The organism is Allotamlana fucoidanivorans (assembly GCF_006265225.1).
Taxonomy (GTDB): Bacteria; Bacteroidota; Bacteroidia; order Flavobacteriales; family Flavobacteriaceae; genus Allotamlana; species Allotamlana fucoidanivorans.
Map to the genome: position 1 here is coordinate 17,589 of NZ_VDCS01000010.1, position 23,768 is coordinate 41,356.

Here is a 23,768-nt window from a genome sequence, read left to right on the forward strand (position 1 = left end):
AGCTTTTAATGTCCACCATCAGGATGACTATCATTTGTATATCTAAGTACCTTTGGCGCGCCATTGCCTCTTGCATTTTTTATTTCAACCGCCCACTGTTGTTTAAATGTATTTAGAATTAAGGCATGCTCCTCATCATTAATCAGATTATTTAATTCAGCTGGATCATTTTTCAAATGATACAATTCTTCATATACTGGTTGTTCGCCATCCACTGGACCTTCAACAAAACTTCTATAAATTGCAATATCTGGATCATGAACCGTATAGAGTATTTTGTTAACGGGTATACCTAATTGTTTAGCCACTTTAATTTTTTTTGTGGCCGAAAATGTTTCATTCTTGTAATACCTAATGTATTTCCACTCGTCATTCTGAACGGATTCACATCTTGGATTTCCAAATTGTGTTGACCATAAATTTTCAGTATACACATAATCTCTTACCTTTAAAGGTTCTCCATAAACCAAAGGAAGTATATTGGAGCCTTGAAAACTTTTTGGTTGTTCTAAACCTGCAATAGATAGTATGGTTGCTGCTACATCAATACTTTGTACTAAAGCATCGCTTTTTAATCCTTTATACTTTCTTTTTACTCTAGGATCCATGATAATCATAGGAACATGTGTGGTTTTTTCGTAGCACAATGCTTTTCCTCCAAGGCCTTGTTCTCCCATAAACAAACCATGATCGGATGTAAAAATAATTACCGTATTCTTATCTAACTTTAAATCTTTTAACTTTTTACGCAAATTACCAACCAACCTATCTATACCTGTCATAGCTTGTAATTGTCGGATGTATCGTTCTTTATTGGTTTCTGGTGTATCTACATAATTATATCCATCTTGTCTGTCTTCAGCACGTAATAAATCAGATGGTAACTTTGGTATTTTTATATCAGCCTTGGCCACATAATGCTCTGGCAATGGAATATCTAAATCACGATATAAGGTTTTGTAAATGTCATCATCTTCAGGAAGCAATTTCATCGATTTTGTACCATTGCCATGTGGTAAATTAAAATTTATTGACAATATAAAAGGTTTATCTGTAGGACGCTCTTCAAAAAATCGGATAGCTCCTTTTAAACGTCTTTCATTATTATCAATAAAATCATTAACGCCTTCATTGATAACTTCAGGTTGTGTATGAGCAATAGCATCGTTAAAAATTTCATGAACCTTTTTAGGATAAAAACTAAGGTGCCCATGCCCCGCATACCAATAATCAAAACTTTTTTCCATAACACCACTAGTATAACCTCCGTTTCCTATAGGTGCATGGTTTTTTCCAACCCATCCTGTATAATATCCTGCTTTTCTCATAATCATAGGATAGGATTGTTCCCAAGCTTCATCAGAAACACTTGTTCCAGAATTAAAATTTACGCCATGTTTTCGCTCATATTGACTCAATAGAATTGATATTCTACTCGGTGTACAAATGGCACTTGTAATATGGGCATTAGTAAAAAATATGCCATCTTGTGACAATTGATCGAGATGAGGCGTTTGAACAATTTCATTACCATCACAACCCATTAACCCATAAGATTGGTCATCGGTTAAAATAAAAACAATATTAGGTCGCTCGTCCTTTTGTGCAAATACGCTTAAGATATTAAGCACAAAAAGAAGTAATAATGTTGTTTTAAAAAGTGATTTTATAGTCATGTGTTTGTAAAAAAGTAAGTCTGAAATATTTAATATTTTATAGTATGAGTATTCGTTACACTTTTTCGATATAGACGTAATAGGCTACATTTTCTTCGCCCTTATCATTAAAGAAACTAGCATTTAATTTGGTTTTCCCCGACTTAAGAGACACATTAAAAACGGCCTCCTTATCTGAATTAGTTACTGGAACAGATACGTCAATGTCTTCACCTATTTTTATAGTAGCTTTTACATAGTTCAAGTTTTCTCCCTGCGGGATATCCTTTTCTAAACCAGGCAAATCTTGTTTTGTTATCCCAGGAATACTGGTATTGATTAACAAATCAGCTTCAACAGGATAACGCCTTAGTGCCATGTTGTAATCACCAGCTTCTTTCACATCAATACTCCAATAGCCTTCCCCTTTTGCTCCTTCTCTTATGTATACTTGATTCCATGGTTGGCTACCATTTGGGGCATGTACATCATGTGCGGTAAGCGCTACTGGATTTTCTTCTTTAAGTCCAATTTTAAAATATACTTCTTCTTCAAAATCTTCTGACACTTGTTTCCACCACTGATCATAAAAGGCACGCATCTCTTTAACTCTTTTTGGATATTGACTAGCCAAGTCTTCTTTTTGTCCCTTATCTATTTCAAGATTATAGAGTTCTTTCCCATCAATAAGTCGCCATTTGTTTTGCATAACCGAAGAGTTTCTCCACTTTTCAGGCACTTGAATTCTTTGAGAATCTGCAATAAGCATTCGGTTATTTTTATGCTTTGTATTTTCAATAAAAGGGACTAAACTCTCTCCATCTAAAGGTAAATGTCCTTTGGGTAAATCAATACCACATAACTGTGCTAACGTGGGCATGACATCTAATTGAGAAGTCAATTCATTTATATCTTTAGCCTCAGAAATTTTACCATCTTTCCAATGAATAAAAAACGGCACTCTGTGCCCCCCTTCATAAGCACTTCCTTTTGTTCCTCTCATGCCTGCATTAAAACCAGTAGCTGGTTTACCCTTGTGGTAAGCTATTCCTGCAGAAGTACCATTGTCTGTCATGAAAATTAAAATGGTATTATCAGCAATATCTAATTCTTTTAACGTTTTTCTCAGTTTACCAAGATTATCATCAACATTTGTAATCATACCATAAAAGCGCTTTTGCTTTTCTGTGAGCACCTCATCACTCAACTCTTTATACATATTATAGTACTCTACTGGCACATTATATGGACCATGAGGCGCATTGGTTGCTATATAACAAAAGAAAGGTTTGTTTCTGTTATCCTTTATGAACGTAATAGCCTCATTAAAAAACACGTCGGTACAGTAGCCTTTATATTTTTGAGGCTTCCCGTTGTGAAAATAGGTATCATTAAAATAAGTATTCCCCCAATAATCTGGTGTTTGATAAACACCGCCACCACCATGCATCACGGTTTCTTGAAAACCTCTATCTTCTGGTCTGAACGGATAATTATCACCTAAGTGCCATTTCCCAAATGCACCTGTAACATAGCCGCCTTCAACAAACATGTTTGCCATGGTTTTTTCTCGCTCCCTTAATAAAGACCACCCTCCAACAGTATGCCATACGCCAACAGTATTTGCATAGCGCCCTGTCATTAACCCTGAACGTGTAGGTGCACAGGTTGGTCCTACATGAAAATCAGTTAAACGATAGCTTTCCTGATACAAATTATCAATATTAGGCGTTTTTATAATGTCATTACCATGAGCTCCAATATCTCCATAACCTTGATCATCGGTTAACACCAAGATAACATTAGGTTTTATTATATCTTGACCTTTTTGTTTTATTTTATTAGAACACCCTAAAAAGGTTAACCACGCAAAACACACAACATGTAACAGCCTCATTTATACTACTAGTTTTTTTTATTTCTTAACCAAATGTATTTATAATCACATACTTTATTTAAACCATACGGTTCTAATAATGTAACAAATGGTCTCAAACTCTATATTCCACTAAAAAATGCTCTCTTAAACTTTTTTTGAGCAAAAAAAAAAGATAGTTTTCTATATAAACACCATGATTACTTTGTTTATTACCCCTTCCTTTGGTTTTTGTATTGACAATGGGTTTTTACATTTAATCCTATTATCTAAATTTACTAAACTGAATGCCTGGCATACTTTAAAACAAGATAAAATCTCCCAAAAAAGAAAAAAACAACAGTAAAGACTTTCTCTAAGGGATAACTTTTATAAAAAACACTCGTATTTTAGGATTTTAAAGTTCAAGAAATTCTAATTGTCATCCAGATATTTTACTTTTTATATAAAAACTACACTTCTTCCTGTTCTAAATCTTGACCACCCAAATTATCTTTACCTTCTTTTAATTTCTTAATATAATCTCTTGGCAAAACACCAAACTGTTTTTTAAAACACTGCGAGAAGTATGATGAGGTATTAAAGCCAGTCATATACATAATTTCTTTTACAGAAAAATCACTTTGTTCTAAAAGTTGCACCGCCCTTTTTAATCTAATATTCCTAATAAACGCACTTGAGGACAAACCTGTTAACTCTTTAAACTTAATATACAAATGACTTCTACTTAAGCCCATTTCTTTTACCAATAACTCCACACTGAAATCGGTATTCATCATATGCTTTTCTACAATTTCTATAGCACGCTGAAGAAATTTTTCATCTAGTGAGGTAACTACTACTTCCTCTGGTTGCAATGTAATTTCTCTGTTAAACCTTTTTCTAAGTTCAGCTCTATGTTTTAAAATATTGGCTAGCTTTAATTTTAAGACATTTAAATCAAAGGGTTTCTTTATATAGGCATCTGCTCCAATTTCTAATCCCTCAATTTCACTTTCTTTAGAAGACTTAGCGGTAAGCATTATTACAGGAATATGGCTTGTATTGTTATTAAATTTTAAATGATTACAAAGCTCAATACCATCCATAATTGGCATAAGCACATCTGTTATAATTATGTTAGGAATTAATTCAAATGCTTTTTCTAAACCTTCTTGACCGTTACTCGCTTCAAACACCTTAAAATCTTTACTAAGTGCCCTTTTTATGAAAGTACGAATATCACTGTTGTCATCAACTACCAGTAAAACAGGTAGCTTTGAACGTTTGTTCATGATCTCAGCATCTGTAATTTCATCATTCATGTCAATAGCAAAAGACTCCTGTTCTGAGGACCTTATCAGAAAATCACTTTCTGTTTCTTCCTTTATACTTATTTCAGGTAAATTTTCATAAGCCGATTTATGAAGTGGTAACCTGATTATAAAATTGATTAGATTCTCTTCTTCTAATTTAGCTTCAATAGTACCCTGATGAACATTTATAAGACTTTGAGTAAAAGCTAGTCCTATCCCTGAACCTCTTTGAAACTTTTTATTTTTATTTGGTTTTGAATAAAACCGTTCAAAAATGTTCGAGATCTCCTCCTCACTAATATCAATGGATGTATTTTTTATCATGATAACTACTTGGTCTATATCAAAAATTTCTTTGGATATCTCTATACTTATTTCTCCTTTTTCGGGAGTAAATTTAAACGCATTAGAAAGTATATTTTTCATGATTTTTTCAAAAGCATCATGATCAAACCATGTTTTTAATTTTTTATAAGAAGACCCTATTTTTAAGTTTATGTTCTGATTATGTGCCGTAAACTGAAATGGTTCTGCAATATCCCTTATAAAACTAATGATATCTGTATGCCTTAAAACCAATCGCATTTTACCTTGATTAATTTTTCTAAAATCGAGCAATTGATTTACTAAACGCATCAAATAATCGGTATTTTTACGCATAATCTTAGCTTGCTCTTGAACTTCTGGAATATGTTTGGTAGTTTCCGATTCTAGTAAATAATCTAAAGGCCCCTTTATTAGAGTTAAAGGCGTTCTGAACTCATGCGAAACATTAGTAAAAAACTCCAGTTTTACACGTTGTAATTCCTCTTTTTGTTCTTTCTCTAAGTGCTCAAGCTCAAATTGATGCTTTTTAGTAGTGCTGATAACCGTGTACCGTCTAAAACCAATTAGTAAACCTATAATACCTAACGTATATAATAAATAGGCCCAATTTGTTAACCAGAACGGAGGTTTAATTTTTAAATCAATGCGAGCTGGTGATATATCCCAAATACCATCACCATTTGAAGACTTTACCTTGAAGGTGTAGAGACCTGGTGGAATATTAGTATAATTGGCAAAACGCTGTGCTGAATTTGTTTTCACCCAGTCTTTATCATACCCTTCTAAAATATAAGCGAACTTGTTTTTCTTTGATGCGGCAAAGTGTAATCCAGCAAACCCAAATGAAAAACTATTTTGACTATAATCAAGATTAACTATTTGTGTATAATTTATAGCACTATCTAAAAGTACTTTGCCATTATACGCTTCACCTATCTCAACTTCTTCATTAAATAATGAAAATTGAGTAATAACTGTCTCTGGTGGCTCAATATTATCCTTAATTTCTCTAGGATTAAACACATTAAAACCATTAATCCCACCAAAAACCAGTTCTCCATTTGATCGTTTTATTCCAGCTAACTCCTGAAACTCACTATCTTGCAAGCCGTCATTTTCATCATAATTTTTAAAGGTTTCCGTATTAGGATTGAACTTTGACAACCCTTTATTGGTTGACACCCATAAGTTCCCTGACCCATCTTCTAAGATAGATTTAATCACTTTATTTGGCAGTCCATCCTTTAATCCGTAAGATTTGAAACCTTCTTGATGCTCCTGTGTTGCAGGCATATATTTGTTAAGTCCTCCTCCAAATGTTCCTACAAACAATTCTCCTTTTTCAGTCTCGTAAATAGGCATTATATAATTATGACTTATTGATGTTCTATCATCTTCCTTATGGATATAAGATTTAAATTTAGGTTTATCTTTTAACAGTTCTGATGCATGTAACCGCGATAAACCATTCCCAGTGCCAAACCAAACATCTCCTTTACTATCTTGATAAATACTTCTTATAATGTCATTTGGCAAACTATTTGTATCATTTATGCTATGTTTAAAAACATCAATCTTAAAATCATCACCATTTGGTATAAGCCTATAAACACCTCCATTATAAGTGCCTACCCAAATAGTTTTGTTACTGTCTTGTAATAGCGAAAAAATAGCTCCATTCGTCTTTAAAATAATCTCAAAATTTAAATTATCTGTTTTATTGACGGTATCTATTTCCAACCTATATAGAGCTCCGGAATAACCAGAGCCTACCAAAAGAAACTGCTTTTCATTAATTGTAACCTCTTCTAAAGCGAATGGTTTAGCTCTATCAAGGTAAACTTTAAACTTATCATAATTTCCATCATTATCTTCCCTTCGAAGCAAGTTAAGCCCTCCTCCCTCTGTTCCTACCCAAAAATTATCCTGACTGTCTTCATAAAACGAACGTATTTTATCATAACTCAAACTATGCGGGTTGGAGGTTCTTCTTACATGTTTAAACTTCTTTTTATTAGAATCAAATTTATTAATTCCTCCTCCATTAGTACCTATCCAAATAATTCCTGTTTTATCTTTGAACAAGGCTTTTATGATATTTTTACTAATACTTTTAGGGTTTAGCGGATCATAAACAAAATACCCGATTTCTTCAAACTTCTTTGTTTTTTTTGAGTATTCAAACTGCCTCAAACCAATCTCGGTACCTACCCAATAAACATTCTTATCTACTGCTAAAGACTGCGGGTAAGTTTTTATAATTCTTGTAAATTCAATATCAGACTTTATGCTTGAGTTATTTTTAATATAGACACCTCCATAGGCACCAACTACTAATTCTCCTGACTCATTTTGACCAATATAATTTACAGACCCATTAAACGATCTTATCTTTACTAGTTTAAAACTTATATTATCTTCTTCTACTTTAAATAATTCATTTGCAAAAGCTACCCAAATATTTCCACTACTATCTTCATGAATTGTTTTAACAGGTTTATTATTAACCGTCTCTAAATGTTTAAAAACAGGGGACTCCTGTTTTTTTGTTAAATCCAGAATATTAATTCCATGAACAGTACCTACCCATAGTCTATTTTTTTTATCAACACAAACCGAAGTAATATAATCGCTATCTATTGTGTTACTATCATTTTCATTATGTTCAAATCTGGTAAATATCCCAGTTTTCTTATTAAATCTATTAAGCCCACCTCCTGTGGTTCCAACCCATAAGTTTCCTGTTTTATCCCCGGTAATTGCAAAAACAATGTTACTACTTATACTTCCGTGATTATTTACTTCTGGCAGATAATTTTTAAATTGATAGCCATCATATCTATTAAGCCCATCAAATGTTCCAAACCACATAAACCCATCATCATCTTGATAAATACAATTTATATCACTTTGAGACAGACCATCACTAGTTGTAAGACGTTCAAATTCAATACTATTCTGTGAATTACATATACTAAAAACAGAACACAAAAACACTGTAATCAATATCTTTAAATCAAAACACTTGCATGGAGCACTATTAATTTTCATTAAAATCTTAGTTTAAGACAAAAATATAATTATCTCACTACATTTGATTAATTGGCACATTAAAATAAGACAATCAACCATATGAATTAAAAATAGAATCATATACCAAAGTTTGGTAAGGTATGTAAGGATACTTTTGTTAACCAAATGAATAGTTTAAATATAGAGTTAAAAAAAACAAGACAAATGAAACATCTGATAGTGCTTATTACATTTTTTTTGATACTATGTGTAACTGGTTTTACCTGGGCACAAAATTCAGCTCATAAAAAGTATATGGCTAATTGGGAATCCTTAGAACAGGTAAATCAAGCTCCTGATTGGTTTAGAGATGCTAAATTTGGTATATACACACATTGGGGACCTGTATCATCTGCATTTGTAGGTGCTGACCCGAAAAAATGGTATGCAGGTTGGCATGGCATGAAAATGTATGTTGATGGCAAAAAGGTACCTAACAATGGTAAACCTTCTTCAAACTATACGCACCACAAAAAAAAGTATGGTGACCCCAAAAAATATGGGTATAAGCATATCATCGAACAATTTGAAACCAGTGGGTTTAATGCTAAAGAATGGGCCGAATTATTTGCTTTGTCGGGCGCTAAATTTGCTGGACCTGTAGCTATGCATCATGATAATTTTGCCATGTGGGATTCAAAAGCAACACGATGGAACTCTATGAATTATGGCAGCATTGACCCCTCTGCCGAGCTAAAAAAAGAAATTGAAGCCAAGGGATTAAAATTTATGGGCTCTTTTCACCACGCCTTTACCTGGCAATACTTTGCACCTGCTCACAAATATGGCGGTGTTTCTCCTGAAGATTATGACCTTTATACGAATCCACATCCTCTAGATTCTGAAACTCCAGATGCCGATTTTTATGAAAGCTGGTGGGCTAAATTAAAAGAGTTTATTGATGTATACCAACCTGATCTCATTTGGTTTGATTGGTGGCTAGAAAACATGACAGAAGAATGTCGTACAAAGTTCTTAGCATATTACTACAATAAAGGTCTGGAATGGAGCAAAGAGGTTGTGGTATGCTATAAAGAAAGTACGTTTAATGAAGATTCGGCCATAAAAGACTATGAACGCGGACGCCCAAATCAACCCAAAGAACATGTTTGGCTAACAGACACCTCTCCTGGTGCTTGGTTTTATAGACCTGGTGCTGTATTTAAAACACCTAATGATTTGGTTGATATTCTTATTGATATTGTCTCTAAAAATGGTAGTATGCTACTAAACGTACCACCTAATCCTGACGGTTCCATTCCCGAGGAAATGGTTCATTTATTAAAAGAAATAGGACAATGGTTATCTGTGAACGGCGATGCCATTTACGGCACAAGACCATGGACTATTTTTGGCGAAGGTCCTACCCGTTTACCTGAAGGCGGACATAAAGTAGAAAAATTAGATATTGTATATAAAAATTCAGATATTCGATTTACCAAAAAATCCGACAAGGAATTTTATGCCATTGTTATGGATAAACCTGAAGGAGAAACCGTTATAAAATCATTGAGCACTCAAATAGGCGTTCTTAATTCAGTGATTAAAAATATTGAATTATTAGGTAGTGATGAAACCATAGAATGGACAAGAAATGAATCGGGCTTAGTTATAAAAGCGCCTAACCAGTTCCCTTCAGAATATGCACATGCCTACAAGATAACGCTTGAAGGCTATTCAGAAAACAATATTGGCGGAGAGGTTGACGCTCATGTAGATTAATAAAATACCATATTTATTATGAAAATTAAATATTCAATAGTTCTATTATCTCTTATTACAATTTCATGTTTCAGCTCTTGTTCTGGCAAAGAAGAATCCACACAACCACCTAATATTGTTTGGATTACTTCTGAAGATAATTCAAAACATTACATGCGTTTGTTTGATGAACATGGCACCGAAGCTCCTAATATAGAAAAGTTAGCCAAAGGAGGCATCACTTATACCCATGCATTTTCAAATGCAGCGGTATGTAGTGCAGCCAGATCTACTTTAATCTCGGCATCGTACGGTCCTAGACTCGCCACTAACTACCACAGAAAGTTACAAAAAGTGCCCATGCCAGATGATGTTAAAATGTTTCCTTATTATTTAAAAAAAGCGGGGTATTACACGACCAATAATGCCAAAGAAGACTATAACATCATAAAACATGACAGCGTTTGGGACGAATCTTCAAAAAAAGCCACTTGGAAAAACAGAAACCTTGGTCAACCTTTTTTTCATGTGTTTAATATATTAACCACGCACGAAAGTAGATTACATTTTCCTGAATCGGCTATAAAAGAAGGCACCAAAACAAACCAAGATTCTTGTTTTATTTTTCCTAATCACCCTAAAACGGAACTATTCAAATATACGAACGCTCGTTATCGCGATCTTATAAAAAAAATGGATGCACAAGTTGGGCAAGTCGTTGATGAGTTAGAAGCTGATGGGTTATTAGAAAACACCTTTATCTTCTATTTTGGTGATCATGGAGGTGTACTTCCTGGAAGCAAGGGTTATATCAATGAATCTGGCGTTCATGTACCTCTTGTGGTTTATATTCCACCAAAGTATAGAAACATGGTAGATAAAAAACCCGGTTCAAAAGAAAATGGCTTTGTAAGTTTTATCGATTTTGGTCCAACGGTATTAAACTTAGCAGGAGCAAATATTCCAGAACATATTGATGGTAAACCTTTCTTAGGAAAAAACATAACCTCTAACGAGGTTTCAAAAAGAGATGAAACCTTTAGCTACGCTGATAGATTTGATGAAAAATACGACATTGTAAGAGCTATCAGAAAAGGGAAATATAAATACGAAAGAAACTATCAACCCTTCAATTATGATGGTTTAATGAATAATTACCGCTACATACAATTAGGCTACCAAGAATGGAAAGCGCTATATGAAGCAGGTAAATTGAATGACATACAGTCGCAATTTTTTGAAACCAAACTACCTGAAAGTCTTTATGATGTTGAGGCAGACCCTTACGAAACAAATAACTTAGCTAATAACCCTGAGTATGCTGAAGTATTAGAAGATCTGCGTAGCAACCTAAATGAAAGAGTAAAAGGCATGCCTGATTTATCATTCTATCCTGAGTTTTATTTGATAAATAACGCCTTTGATAATCCTGTTGCATTTGGTCAAGCACACAAATCTGAAATTGCTTCGTATGTAGATATTGCTAACTTATCTTTATATCCATTCGATTCCATAAAGGATCAATTAGAACAAGCGTTAAATTCATCAGACCCATGGAAACGTTATTGGGCATTAATTACTTGCAGTCGTTTTAATACTGAAGCACTATCATTACAATCCGTTATAGAAGCCATTTCAAAAACGGATGATGAACTAATCAATAAGGTTAGAGCCTGGGAGTTTTTAGGATTAACTAGAGTTGATGACCCTGTAAAAGGTATGACCGATGCTTTATACGCATCAAAAGATTCAGCAGAGGCTTTATTAATTTTAAACTCTATGGTTTTAATGAAAGACGACTTTAAAAAATCTTATACATTTAATATAGACACCAATAATATGGACACCGAGGTTAGTCAAAACTCAGAAGTAATGAGACGCCTTGAGTATTTCAACAAATAGTCCATTTTAAGTTAAAATATAAAATACATGCGAGCTAAATTCCCGTTTTGGTTTTAGCTCGCTTTTTTTATAAGATTGTCATTTAATGTAGTCTACAATTTTATTTAGTTCTGCCTCATTAGTACTCCTCTAATTACGCTAAAATCATTTACTTTTGTACCATACTTATGAAACAGATATTTAGCACTCAAAACACGTATATCAAGCAGCTCGTTCATCTTAAAGAAAAGTCGCGTGAACGCCGTAGACAAGGGCTGTTTTTAATTGAGGGGAAACGTGAAATAACGCTAGCTATAAAAGGTGGTTATGCACTTACAACCATTCTTTTTTCGCCTGATTTATTCCCTTCAAACAAATTAAAAACACTTAATTATGATCATGTTGACCTTATAGAGGTTTCTAAAGAGGTGTATCAAAAACTTGCGCATAGAGATACTACTGAAGGCGTTATAGCTGTTGCAAAAAACAAGTTGCACGGTTTAGAAAACTTAAATTTCAGGCAAGAACATCCTTTAATTTTAGTAGCTGAAGCTCCTGAAAAACCTGGAAATATTGGTGCACTTTTACGCACTGCAGACGCCGCTCATGTTGATGCTGTTATCATTGCCAATCCCAAAACCGATTTATATAACCCAAATATTATACGGTCTAGTGTGGGCTGCGTTTTTACCAATAGTATTGCTACTGGAACAACAACCGAAATCATTGATTTTTTAAAACAACAGCACATTAACATCTACTGTGCAGCCTTACAAGCTTCTGTGCCTTATCACACACAAAACTTCACAGAACCTACTGCCATTGTTGTAGGAACTGAAGCCACAGGATTAAGCGAGGCATGGCTAAAACATTCAAAACAAAATATCATAATCCCCATGCAAGGCGAAATTGATTCTATGAATGTTTCGGTTGCGGCAGGAATCCTTATTTTTGAAGCCAAAAGACAACGAAATTTTAAATAAAACGAACGTCGAAAGATGTTTAAAGTTCTGAAACATGACCGCCAACACCCTTTTTTATATCATAATAGGCATCATTATTATCAACTTTGTTATTGATAAAGTTATTGATGCACTTAATGCCAACCATTTTAACGATGCACTTCCTGAAGAGCTGCAAGATGTTTACGACGATACCGAATACAAAACATCTCAACAATACAAAAACACTAACTACAAATTTGGAATCATCACCTCAACATTTTCTATAGTATTGACGCTGGGCTTTTTGTTTTTTGACGGCTTTGAATGGGTAGACCAAATTGCCAGAAATTTTTCTAACAACTCCGTAATTATTGCTTTAATTTTCTTCGGAATTATTATGATTGGCAGTGATATAATCACCACGCCGTTTTCATATTATAGCACCTTTGTTATTGAAGAAAAATTTGGCTTCAACAAAACAACAAAACGCACTTTTTTTATTGACAAATTAAAAGGTTGGCTAATGATGGCCGTTATTGGCGGACTCATTTTATCATTAATTATCTGGTTTTATGAAGCTACAGGCAAAAATTTCTGGATTTATGCTTGGGCGCTTATCGCGGCGTTTACCATTTTTATGAATATGTTTTATTCTAAACTTATTGTACCGTTATTCAATAAGCAAACACCTTTAGAATCAGGTGATTTACGAGATAAAATATCAACATATGCGCAAAGCGTTGGTTTTAAACTGGATAAAATATTTATAATTGACGGTTCAAAAAGAAGCACCAAAGCTAATGCCTATTTTTCTGGCTTTGGCAGTGAAAAACGTGTCACACTTTATGATACCCTAATTAATGATTTAGATGACGAAGAAATTGTTGCCGTATTAGCTCATGAAGTAGGACATTATAAGAGGAAGCACATTATATTCAACCTAGTTACGTCCATTCTATTAACAGGTTTAACCTTATTTATACTTGCTTTATTTATTGGAAACCCACTGTTATCGCAAGCTATTGGTGTGGAAACCCCTAGTTTTCATATTGGACTTATTGCCTTTGGGTTATTATACGCTCCTATTTCTGAAATTACTGGACTCATCATGAATGTGTTTTCTAGAAAGTTTGAATACCAGGCTGATGATTACGCCAAAAACACTTATAAAGCAGAGCCTTTAATTACTTCTTTAAAAAAATTATCAAAAAACAGTTTAAGCAATTTAACTCCACATCCTGCCTATGTGTTTATGCATTACTCGCATCCCACCCTATTGCAACGCATCAAAAACCTAAAAAAATAAACTTAAATTTTCTTGCCATTAAGGTAAACCTGTTCAATAGCATTGGTTCCGAAATGATAAGGTAAAGCGTAAATAGAGTTTAAGGGTTTGGTTAGAAAGAGGTTTGCTTTTTTTCCAATAGAAATACTTCCTACTTCACTTTCTAGCCCCATAGCATAAGCTCCATTTATTGTGGCTGCGTTAATAGCTTCTTCAGGGGTTAACTTCATTTTGATGCAAGCCGCTGATACTACAAAATTCATATTACCTGATGGCGCAGAACCCGGATTATAATCTGTTGCTAAAGCCAATGGCAAACCAGCGTCAATAATAGCTCGCCCTGGCGTGTAAGGTATCCCCAAAAAAAATGAGCATCCAGGTAAAGCCACAGGCATAGTTGTTGAATCTTTCAGCGCAGTAATATCTTTAGGACTTAACACCTCCAAATGATCTACAGAAAGAGCTTTATGTTGCACACCAACTTGAACACCGCCAATTGATGTAAACTGATTGACATGTATTTTGGATTGTATTCCATATTTTTTCCCAGCCTTTATAATCGTTGCCGTTTCTTCTACTGAGAAGTATCCTTTTTCGCAAAACACATCAATAAAATCGGCTAAATTTTCTTTAGCTATTTTTGGAAGCATATCGTCTATTACCAATTGCACATACTCCTTTTGATTATTTTTAAAGGCATTGGGTACAGCATGAGCCCCTAAAAATGTTGCCTTAATAGGAATGTTATACTCTTGCTTTAGTCGCTTTATAACTCTAAGCATTTTAATTTCGGCATCAGTGGTAAGTCCGTAACCCGACTTTATTTCAACAGCTCCAGTACCTAAGGCAATAATTTCTTCAAGTCTCGTTTTACTTTGTGCATACAAATCCTCCTCAGTGGTTTCTTGTAATGTCTTGGCAGAATTTAAAATACCTCCTCCTTTACTAGCAATATCTTGATAAGATAACCCATTAATCTTATCAACAAATTCGGTTTCCCTATTACCTGCGTAAACCAAATGTGTGTGTGAATCACACCATGAAGGTAAAATCATTTTACCCGATGCATCCACGGTTTCATCAACTTCTACCCCTGGACAAACTTCCATTTTACCAAACTCCTTGATAATACCATCATCTATCAACAAAAAGGCATGTGCTATTTGAGGTAAAAGATCCATTTCTTGGCCAGCCACATATTTTACGTCAGTTGGTCTTACCTGAACTAAAGCCTTAATATTTTTAAAAAGTATTCGCATTAGAATAAGTTTTCTAGTAATTCCTCCTCAACTAAATTAGGTAATGTAACTTGTAATTCTGGCGTTCTGTCCATTTCTCTTTTTATAGCAAAAAGCGCTTCGTTATTTCTTGCCCAACTTCGTCTAGCAATACCGTTATTCACGTCAAAAAACAGCATGCCTTTAAGGCGTTCTTCAGCTTCATCAGACCCGTCTAACAACATACCAAAACCACCATTAATTACTTCTCCCCAACCTACGCCTCCACCATTGTGAATAGACACCCAGGTTGCACCTCTAAAACTATCTCCAATCACATTTTGAATGGCCATATCTGCCGTAAATTGACTGCCATCATATATGTTTGAGGTTTCCCGATAAGGCGAATCTGTACCACTTACGTCATGATGATCGCGGCCCAATACTACAGGACCTATCTCCACATTTGCTATAGCTTTATTAAAGGCTAGGGCTATTTTAGCCCGACCCTCAGCATCCGCATACAAGATACGTGCTTGCGACCCAACAACCAATTTATTTTTTTTAGCATCTTGAATCCAAGTCACATTATCTTGCATTTGAAGTTGAATTTCTTCAGGTGCATGTTTCATAATGTCCTGAAGGACTTGCTTAGCAATTTCATCTGTTTTATCTAAATCTTCAGGGTTTCCAGAGGTACACACCCATCGAAATGGCCCGAAACCGTAGTCAAAACACATAGGTCCTAAAATATCTTGAACGTAAGATGGGTATTTAAAATCTATACCATTTGCAGCCATAACATCGGCTCCCGCTCTTGACGCTTCTAATAAAAAAGCATTTCCATAATCAAAAAAATAAGTGCCTTTTGCTGCATGACGGTTTATGGCTGCAGCATGTCGTTTTAGAGAAGCCTGAACTTGTACCTTAAATTTTTCAGGTTCATTTTTTATCATTTCATTGGCTGCATTGTAGGATAACCCAACAGGATAATAGCCTCCTGTCCACGGTATGTGTAAAGACGTTTGGTCTGATCCTAAATGCACAAAAATATCCTCTGTATCAAAACGTTCCCAAACCTCAACCACGTTACCTATAAAAGCTATAGAAACCACTTCAGAATTTGCTTGCGCCTCCTTAACCCGATTTACTAAATCATCTAAATTATGTGTTAAGACATCCACCCAGCCTTGTTCAAAACGTTTTTTAGCCGCCTTTTCATTAACCTCAGCACAAACGGTAATGCACCCTGCAATATTACCTGCTTTGGGTTGCGCACCACTCATACCCCCCAACCCCGCAGTTAAAAACACTTTGCCTGCCGAAGTTTCATCCTTTAAAAGCACTTTTCTAAAGGCATTCATAATGGTAATTGTGGTTCCGTGTACAATACCTTGTGGGCCTATGTACATAAAAGATCCCGCTGTCATTTGTCCGTATTGGGTTACACCAAGCGCATTGTATTTTTCCCAGTGGTCTGGTTTTGAATAATTAGGAATCATCATACCATTGGTAACCACGACGCGCGGGGCATTTTTTGAAGATGGAAATAACCCCATAGGGTGCCCAGAATACATATGCAAACTTTGCGTTTCTGTCATATTGGCCAGATATTGCATGGTTAATAGATACTGAGCCCAATTTTGAAACACTGCACCGTTACCGCCGTATGTTATTAATTCTTCAGGATGTTGCGCTACAACTGGATCAAGGTTATTTTGAATCATTAACATAATGGCAGCTGCTTGACTACATTGAGCGGGATATTCTTCAATTGGTCTAGCATACATGGTATATTTAGGCTTAAACCTATACATATATATTCTACCGAAATCTTTCAGTTCCTGAGCAAATTCAACTGCTAAAATCGCATGCCACTTTTTAGGAAAATAACGCAAGGCATTACGCACTGCCAACTGTTTTTCTTTTTTTGAAAGTATATCTTTTCGTTTAGGCGCATGATTTACGTTATCACTGTAAGTAAACTTTTCTGGAAGTTCCTTAGGAATACCTTGTAATATGTCTTCTCTAAATGTCATAATCAAATGTTATTTTACTCTAAACAACTGCTGCTTCACCAAATGAATAATGGCTTTAATATCATCTTTTAAAAGGCGATCTTCTTCTAGCTTGGCCACCTTACTTCTTACCAGTTTAAAATTGTCTTCTAATATTTCTGAAAACGTATTGGGGCGCCTAAACTCCATAGCCTGCGTGGCGTACATAATTTCTATCGCTAAGATTTTTTCAAGATTTTCTAAAATCTGATTAAACTTACGTCCAGAAATACTTCCCATAGACACATGATCTTCTTGACCTAATGAGGTAGGAATACTATCTGCCGATGGCGGAAAACACAAAGACTTATTTTCTGTAACCAAAGCTGCTGTAGTATATTGTGGTATCATAAAACCAGAATTGAGGCCTCCACTTTCTGTAAGCAACCGCGGTAAACCATATTTTCCTTCTATCAATAAATAACACCTTCTATCAGCAATATTTCCCAACTCAGCGGCCGCCAACGCACCATAATCTAAAGCCATTGCCAAAGGTTGTCCGTGAAAATTTCCACCAGATATAGCCTCTGTTTCACTTAACACAACAGGGTTATCGGTCACAGCATTCATTTCTATTTCTGCTAGTTTTTTAAGGTGATAATATGCATTTCTTGAAGCACCATGAACTTGCGGAATACATCGCATGGAATACGGATCTTGAACACGTTCGCAATTTTCATGAGATTTAATATTATTGGAATTTTCAAACAACATTCTCATACGCTTGGCTACCGCTAAACTTCCTTTAAATGGACGAATGCTATGCAACAACTCTTTAAAAGGAGATTCACTGCCCTGATAACCTTCTAAACTCATAGCTCCTGAAACATCGGCCAAATCAAGTAAATATTTCATTTTACTTAATCCTGTAATGGCATGTACCAAAATAAACTGCGTGCCGTTAATCAATGCTAACCCTTCTTTTGCCTTAAGTTTAATAGGTTCTAACCCGTGTGATTTTAAAACTTCCTTGGCAGCCACTTCTGTATCGTCAATCCAAAACTCACCTTCCCCCAGTAGTGGTAAAAACAAATGAGACAATGGTGCTAAATCGCCAGATGCACCAACCGAGCCTTGTTCTGGTACCACAGGTACCATATCATGTTCTATAAAATAAAGTATGCGTTCAACAACTTTTAATCGAATCCCTGAAAACCCCTGACACAACGCATGCACTTTACAAATCATCATAAGTTTAGACAGTTCTTTTGAAATAGGTTTTCCTACCCCAACTGCATGTGTGATTAGTAAATTCTTTTGGAGCAAATTAGTTTCCGATGGTGAAATTTTTACATCGCATAAAGGACCAAATCCTGTATTGATTCCATAAACAGCCTTGTTTGAAGCTACCAAACTATCAACCTTAGCACGGCATGATTCTATTTTTTCAATCGCCTCACTTGTTAGGATAGCTTTTAAATTACCATTGGCAATTTGACTCACTTTTTTTACAGTAAGTTTATCAATTCCGTATTTAAACATGACATCTTTAATATATCGTTGTTACAAAATTATTCATAACTTTGATGCTTAACAAGACTAATATAATCAACAAATAATAACTTTGAGTTATCAATTAGAATACAGACATATTAAATATTTCTTAGCAGTTGCCGAGTTATTGCATTTTAGAAAGGCGGCAGACCATTTGTTCATATCCCAACCAGGGTTGAGTAGACAGATAAAAGACCTGGAAAATGGACTTGGCATCAAGTTGTTTGACAGACATAACCGACAAGTTAAATTGACACGAGCAGGAACATATTTAAAACAAGAACTATCAAAAAATTTAAAAAATCTTGATATCATATTCAATCATGCCAAATTATTAGCCGCTGGAAAACAGGGGCAACTAAAATTTGGCTATGTAGGTTCTGCCATGCAACATATTATCCCTCACCTTTTACTTTTGTTAAAAAAAGATCATCCTGGTGTTTTGTTCAATCTTAAGGAAATGGACAACCAAAAACAACTGGATAGTCTGTTAAACCAAGACATTGATATTGGATTTGTTAGGCTTGAGCGGATTCCTAGAGGCTTAAATCAAACCGCTGTACTATCAGAACCATTTTGTTTAGTATTACCTATAGCACACCAAATAAACGCATCAAACTTCAAAAACATGACTCAATTAAAGGGTGAATCTTTCATTCTCTTTGATCCCGAATATAGCGCTACCTACTATGAAAAAGTAATGGGCATTTTTGATGATTGTGGCTTTGCACCACTAGTATCTCACAATACCATCCATTCAGGGTCTATTTATAAATTAGTAGAAAATGGTTTTGGTGTATCTATTGTTCCTAAATCATTAAAAGACCTAAACAACCCTAATTTGAAGTTTATTGAACTCAATAACATTCCGCAAAGAACGGTTTTGTCTGCAGTTTGGAACAAAGAAAACAACAATCCTATTTTAACACATATTATTGATTTAATTCATAAGAATATCATAAATAAACGCTGTTGAAAAATAAAAGACTATCTTTGCCGCTTGAAACTTGAAAAAGAGTTTAAATTCCTCAGAGTGAGGATGTGTTACTAGAAGTTTAGGTTAAGTATGTCGATTCGCTTCTTATGTAACACTGCATAATGATAATCGCATACATAAAACAAGAATGAACACATTCCAAGATTTAGGTCTTAATAAGGACCTATTACAAGCTATTACAGATTTAGGGTTTACCCAACCTAGCGAAGTACAAGAAAAAGCTATCCCTATTCTATTAGGAGCAGAAGGTGATTTGGTTGCCTTGGCACAAACAGGAACTGGTAAAACAGCTGCTTTTGGTTTTCCAATGCTAGAAAAAATAGATTTAGACAGTAGAACAACCCAAGGTCTAATTCTATCACCAACCAGAGAACTTTGTTTACAAATTACCAACGAAATGAAACTGTATGGTAAGTATTGTAAAGGCTTAAATGTTGCGGCTGTGTACGGTGGCGCTAGTATTACCGAGCAAGCACGCGAAGTAAAACGTGGTGCTCAAATTATAGTAGCTACGCCTGGGCGCATGAAAGATATGATTAGCCGTCGTTTGGTTGACATTACAAAAATTCAATATGCTGTTTTAGATGAGGCGGATGAAATGTTAAACATGGGCTTTAAAGAAGATATTACAGATATTTTATCTCATACTCCAGCCGATAAAAGTACCTGGTTATTTTCGGCAACTATGCCAAAAGAGGTGGCTGCGATTGCCAAAAACTTTATGCACAACCCACAAGAGATTACGGTTGGCAGAAAAAATGAAAGCACCACTAATGTATCACATGAATACTATTTAGTGAATGCTAGAGATAGATATCAAGCCTTGAAACGTTTAGCCGATGCCAATCCCGATATTTTTTCAGTTGTATTCTGCAGAACGAAACGCGATACCCAAAAAGTAGCCGAACAACTTATTGAAGATGGTTATAACGCAGGTGCTTTACATGGCGATTTAAGTCAGAATCAGCGTGACCTTGTCATGAATGCCTTCAGAAAAAATCAAATTCAAATGCTTGTGGCTACCGATGTTGCTGCGCGCGGTATTGATGTTGATGATGTTACTCACGTAATTAACTACCAATTACCCGATGAAATTGAAACCTATACACACCGCTCAGGAAGAACAGGTAGAGCTGGAAAAACAGGAGTTTCAATGGTGATTGTTTCAAAAAGTGAGGTACGCAAAATTAAAAGTATAGAGCGTATTATTAAACGTCAATTTGAAAAGAAAGAGATTCCTGATGGCATAGAGATTTGCGAGGTACAACTAATGTCACTCGCCAATAAAATTCACAATACAGAAATCAATCATGAAATTGATAAATACTTAAACAGCATTAACCAACTTTTTGCTGATACGACGAAGGATGAATTGATAAAGAAATTTTTCTCCGTAGAGTTTACGCGCTTTTACAACTATTACAAAAAAACCAAAAACCTTAATGTTTCAGAAAGTTCTCAAGAGGAACAAACACATTTCGATGGTAAAAACTCAACACGATATTTTATCAATGTAGGCGGAAAAGATGGTTTTGATTGGATGAAGCTAAAAGACTTCTTAAAAGAACAATTAAACCTTGGTAGAGACGATATTTTTAAAGTAGAAACTAAAGACAGTTTTTCATTTTTCAATACTGAAAACGAATTAAAAGATAAAGTTTTAGAACACTTTACCGACTTTAAACACGAAGGCCGCTTTGTAAATGTTGAAGTTTCGGAAAACCGTGGCCGTAGTGGTGGTGGGAGACGCGATAGAAAGGGCGGTAAACGTAGTGGCGCAAAACGCGATAGAGAGGATAGAAAAGGAGCATCAAATAATAGGTCAGACAAACGCCGTACGGAAGGAAAATCAAAACCAAGAAGATCTAATTCAGGAGATTTTGCCAGTTCAAGACCAAGACGTTCCAGACGATAAATGAAACTATAATTGTTAATTTTTAGTCAAAAACAAATTATAGAAAGCACTGCTAAAATTTTCTTTAGTACTTTTATAACAAAATTGGCTTAAGTTCCTCAATGAAAAAACACCTTGTATTCATACTAGTTTTATTAATCTCAGCGCTTGCAATGGCTCAAGAGGATGGCAGGGTGTTTGGTGTTGTAATCAATGCATCAGATGATTCGCCGCTGGAAAGTGTTAATATAGTTAACCTAAACCAAGTTATCGGTACAACAACCAACGATAAAGGAGAGTTTTCAATTTCCGCTCGGGTAAATGACACTCTTCATCTTTCATATTTGGGCTTTAAATCGATAAAAGTACGTGTAACCAATGATTGGTTAAAATTTGGGAGTTCCAATATTGAATTGACTGAGTTGGCTTTGGCTCTAGAGGAAGTTGTTGTAAATCAATTAAAACTAACAGGGTATCTAGAGGTTGATATTAAGCAAGTTCCGGCACCAAATGACAATTACCGTTACAGTATTTCGGGGTTGCAAGGCACGGGTTATGAAGCCAGCAAAAAATCTGGATTGACTAAAGTGATAGGGTCCATTTTTAATCCAGCCGATTTTTTACATCGCATGTTTGGCAAAAAACCCAACGAGATGAAAAAACTCAAAAAGATGAAAGAGGATGATAAAATTAGAAACTTACTTGCTTCACGCTTTGATCGCGAAATGTTGATGGTTTTACTTCAAGTAGACCGAGTTGATTTAGATGAAATAGTAAGCCAATGTAATTATTCTGCAGGTTTTATTCAAACGGCCAATGATTTACAAATATTAGATGCTATAAGTGAGTGTTATGAAGAGTATAAATTGTTAAGCCGGGGCAGAAGTAGAAAAATTTAAACCTCGTGTTTTAAAGTATAAGCTAAGTGGAAAACAGACATCTTGTTTTCCACTTTTTTATTTTTGAGAATGTAGTGCCACTCTATTGCCTTCACTATCAATAAAAACACCCATAAACCCATGTTCTGGAGAAATTTGCGTTTTTGGCTGATAAATTTTTCCACCAGCTGCAACGACTCTATCTAATTCCTTTTGAACGTCATCACTCATAAAATAAATCAAAACACCTTCTTGGCTCGGTATATATGATTCCTGTTTTATTAAAGTACCAGCTGCACCTTCCTTACCTTCTTCAAAAGGAAACCACCCCATAAGCAAGCCTCCTAAATCATGAACAGAAATTTGCAATTGAAAAACCTGCTCATAAAACTGTTTGGCCCGCGCCATATCAGACACAGGAATTTCAAACCATCCCACCATATTTCGTTTCATAACCTCCAAAAATTAAATTAACCTTTACAAATTACAATTTTTATTTGTCATTATGATACCGCTCCAAAATCTCATCAAAACTTTTAATAGTCTTCTTACACCAATCAAAACGTTTTTCAAACACTTCTAATTCAGTCAGTTTCCAATCTATATCAGATTGTCTCAATTTTGATGTAACATGCTGTAAAATTATAGCGGCAGAGACCGAAATATTCAAGCTTTCGGTAAATCCATACATGGGTATTTTTAAAAAACAATCGGCTGTATTTATTACCTCATCAGACAAACCCTCTGTTTCTCTTCCGAAGAAAAAACAAGATTTTTTAGTAAAATCAAAATCCTGCAAATTACAATCTTCGTTATGAGGCGTTGTTGCAACTATTTGATACCCTTTTTGCTTTAATTCTGAAACACATTGCTTCACAGAATGGTACCTGTTTAAATCTACCCATTTCTGTGCTCCCATAGCTATTTCCCTGTCAATTCGTTTTGTATTTTGTTCTTCAACTATATTGACTTCTTGAATACCAAACACATCGCAACTTCTTATCACAGCGCTGGTATTATGTAACTGATACACATCCTCAGTTGCTACAGTAAAATGTTTAGTGCGTTCTGAAAGCACCTTTTTAAAACGTAATTTTCTTGATGCCGTAAGGTAAGATTCTAGATGTTCTAGGAGTTTTAAGTCTATCATAGTTCAAAATTAGTAAAGTTTTATACTTTGAGTTGAATTTGGAAC

General features: G+C 34.9%; 15 protein-coding genes. 7 read left to right on the forward strand and 8 right to left on the reverse strand.

From position 1 onward, the window contains the following. Positions 1-5 precede the first annotated feature (5 nt). The 3 genes from FGF67_RS10970 to FGF67_RS10980 all read right to left on the reverse strand — a co-directional run bounded on the left by FGF67_RS10970 (position 6) and on the right by FGF67_RS10980 (position 8,204). On the reverse strand, positions 6-1,676 hold the full coding sequence (locus FGF67_RS10970) for a sulfatase-like hydrolase/transferase (protein WP_139697699.1): 1,671 nt from the start codon (positions 1,674-1,676) through the stop codon (positions 6-8). Between the two features lie 55 nt (positions 1,677-1,731). Further along, positions 1,732-3,552, reverse strand: coding sequence for an arylsulfatase (locus FGF67_RS10975; RefSeq protein ID WP_139697702.1), 1,821 nt, complete (start codon positions 3,550-3,552; stop codon positions 1,732-1,734). Positions 3,553-3,983: 431 nt separating this feature from the next. Next, positions 3,984-8,204 carry a hybrid sensor histidine kinase/response regulator transcription factor gene (locus FGF67_RS10980; RefSeq protein ID WP_139697704.1) on the reverse strand — a complete coding sequence of 1,407 codons (4,221 nt, stop codon included), beginning with the start codon at positions 8,202-8,204 and terminating at the stop codon, positions 3,984-3,986. A 186-nt stretch (positions 8,205-8,390) separates the two neighbouring features. Here FGF67_RS10980 and FGF67_RS10985 point away from each other — a divergent pair, with 186 nt between their 5' ends. The 4 genes from FGF67_RS10985 to FGF67_RS11000 all read left to right on the forward strand — a co-directional run bounded on the left by FGF67_RS10985 (position 8,391) and on the right by FGF67_RS11000 (position 14,057). Next, positions 8,391-9,947, forward strand: coding sequence for an alpha-L-fucosidase (locus FGF67_RS10985; RefSeq protein WP_139697705.1), 1,557 nt, complete (start codon positions 8,391-8,393; stop codon positions 9,945-9,947). Positions 9,948-9,965: 18 nt separating this feature from the next. After that, positions 9,966-11,828, forward strand: coding sequence for a sulfatase family protein (locus FGF67_RS10990; RefSeq protein ID WP_139697707.1), 1,863 nt, complete (start codon positions 9,966-9,968; stop codon positions 11,826-11,828). Between the two features lie 167 nt (positions 11,829-11,995). Then, positions 11,996-12,790 (forward strand): TrmH family RNA methyltransferase, encoded by a 795-nt coding sequence (locus tag FGF67_RS10995; RefSeq protein WP_139697709.1) that lies wholly within the window; start codon positions 11,996-11,998, stop codon positions 12,788-12,790. 34 nt (positions 12,791-12,824) lie between these two features. Then, complete coding sequence (locus FGF67_RS11000) at positions 12,825-14,057, forward strand: M48 family metallopeptidase (protein ID WP_139697711.1); 1,233 nt, start codon at positions 12,825-12,827, stop codon at positions 14,055-14,057. 2 nt (positions 14,058-14,059) lie between these two features. Here FGF67_RS11000 and hutI read toward each other — a convergent pair whose 3' ends face one another. The 3 genes from hutI to hutH are packed head-to-tail and all read right to left on the reverse strand — an operon-like array spanning position 14,060 to position 18,792. Then, positions 14,060-15,295: an imidazolonepropionase gene (gene hutI / locus FGF67_RS11005; RefSeq protein WP_139697713.1), complete on the reverse strand. Its 1,236-nt coding sequence runs from the start codon at positions 15,293-15,295 to the stop codon at positions 14,060-14,062. Continuing rightward, entirely contained in the window at positions 15,295-17,292 is a 1,998-nt protein-coding gene (locus FGF67_RS11010; RefSeq protein ID WP_139697715.1) for a urocanate hydratase, read from the reverse strand. The genes hutI and FGF67_RS11010 overlap by 1 nt, the downstream gene beginning before the upstream one ends. Before the next feature lie 9 nt (positions 17,293-17,301). Continuing rightward, positions 17,302-18,792, reverse strand: a complete 1,491-nt coding sequence (gene hutH, locus FGF67_RS11015; RefSeq protein ID WP_139697717.1) for a histidine ammonia-lyase — start codon at positions 18,790-18,792, stop codon at positions 17,302-17,304. Positions 18,793-18,874: 82 nt separating this feature from the next. Here hutH and FGF67_RS11020 point away from each other — a divergent pair, with 82 nt between their 5' ends. The 3 genes from FGF67_RS11020 (at position 18,875) to FGF67_RS11030 (ending at position 22,594) form a co-directional block, all read left to right on the forward strand. Beyond that, a complete protein-coding gene (locus FGF67_RS11020) occupies positions 18,875-19,780 on the forward strand; it encodes a LysR family transcriptional regulator (protein WP_139697719.1) in 906 nt (301 codons plus the stop codon). 148 nt (positions 19,781-19,928) lie between these two features. Continuing rightward, on the forward strand, positions 19,929-21,716 hold the full coding sequence (locus FGF67_RS11025) for a DEAD/DEAH box helicase (RefSeq protein WP_139697721.1): 1,788 nt from the start codon (positions 19,929-19,931) through the stop codon (positions 21,714-21,716). 101 nt (positions 21,717-21,817) lie between these two features. After that, a complete protein-coding gene (locus FGF67_RS11030; RefSeq protein WP_139697722.1) occupies positions 21,818-22,594 on the forward strand; it encodes a carboxypeptidase-like regulatory domain-containing protein in 777 nt (258 codons plus the stop codon). A 57-nt stretch (positions 22,595-22,651) separates the two neighbouring features. Here FGF67_RS11030 and FGF67_RS11035 read toward each other — a convergent pair whose 3' ends face one another. Both FGF67_RS11035 and FGF67_RS11040 read right to left on the reverse strand, forming a co-directional pair. Beyond that, a complete protein-coding gene (locus tag FGF67_RS11035) occupies positions 22,652-23,026 on the reverse strand; it encodes a VOC family protein (RefSeq protein WP_139697724.1) in 375 nt (124 codons plus the stop codon). A 40-nt stretch (positions 23,027-23,066) separates the two neighbouring features. Beyond that, positions 23,067-23,723 carry a TrmH family RNA methyltransferase gene (locus FGF67_RS11040; RefSeq protein WP_139697727.1) on the reverse strand — a complete coding sequence of 219 codons (657 nt, stop codon included), beginning with the start codon at positions 23,721-23,723 and terminating at the stop codon, positions 23,067-23,069. Positions 23,724-23,768: the final 45 nt, after the last annotated feature.

What these genes read in the sequence shown, in the direction of transcription:
- FGF67_RS10970 (WP_139697699.1), bottom strand. Translation starts at nt 1,676, where the DNA reads ATGACTATAAAATCACTTTTTAAAACAACATTATTACTTCTTTTTGTG.
- FGF67_RS10980 (WP_139697704.1), bottom strand. Translation starts at nt 8,204, where the DNA reads ATGAAAATTAATAGTGCTCCATGCAAGTGTTTTGATTTAAAGATATTG.
- FGF67_RS10975 (WP_139697702.1), bottom strand. Translation starts at nt 3,552, where the DNA reads ATGAGGCTGTTACATGTTGTGTGTTTTGCGTGGTTAACCTTTTTAGGG.
- FGF67_RS11025 (WP_139697721.1), top strand. Translation starts at nt 19,929, where the DNA reads ATGAACACATTCCAAGATTTAGGTCTTAATAAGGACCTATTACAAGCT.
- FGF67_RS10990 (WP_139697707.1), top strand. Translation starts at nt 9,966, where the DNA reads ATGAAAATTAAATATTCAATAGTTCTATTATCTCTTATTACAATTTCA.
- FGF67_RS10985 (WP_139697705.1), top strand. Translation starts at nt 8,391, where the DNA reads ATGAAACATCTGATAGTGCTTATTACATTTTTTTTGATACTATGTGTA.
- FGF67_RS11035 (WP_139697724.1), bottom strand. Translation starts at nt 23,026, where the DNA reads ATGAAACGAAATATGGTGGGATGGTTTGAAATTCCTGTGTCTGATATG.
- hutH (WP_139697717.1), bottom strand. Translation starts at nt 18,792, where the DNA reads ATGTTTAAATACGGAATTGATAAACTTACTGTAAAAAAAGTGAGTCAA.
- FGF67_RS11030 (WP_139697722.1), top strand. Translation starts at nt 21,818, where the DNA reads ATGAAAAAACACCTTGTATTCATACTAGTTTTATTAATCTCAGCGCTT.
- FGF67_RS10995 (WP_139697709.1), top strand. Translation starts at nt 11,996, where the DNA reads ATGAAACAGATATTTAGCACTCAAAACACGTATATCAAGCAGCTCGTT.
- FGF67_RS11000 (WP_139697711.1), top strand. Translation starts at nt 12,825, where the DNA reads ATGACCGCCAACACCCTTTTTTATATCATAATAGGCATCATTATTATC.
- FGF67_RS11010 (WP_139697715.1), bottom strand. Translation starts at nt 17,292, where the DNA reads ATGACATTTAGAGAAGACATATTACAAGGTATTCCTAAGGAACTTCCA.
- FGF67_RS11040 (WP_139697727.1), bottom strand. Translation starts at nt 23,723, where the DNA reads ATGATAGACTTAAAACTCCTAGAACATCTAGAATCTTACCTTACGGCA.
- hutI (WP_139697713.1), bottom strand. Translation starts at nt 15,295, where the DNA reads ATGCGAATACTTTTTAAAAATATTAAGGCTTTAGTTCAGGTAAGACCA.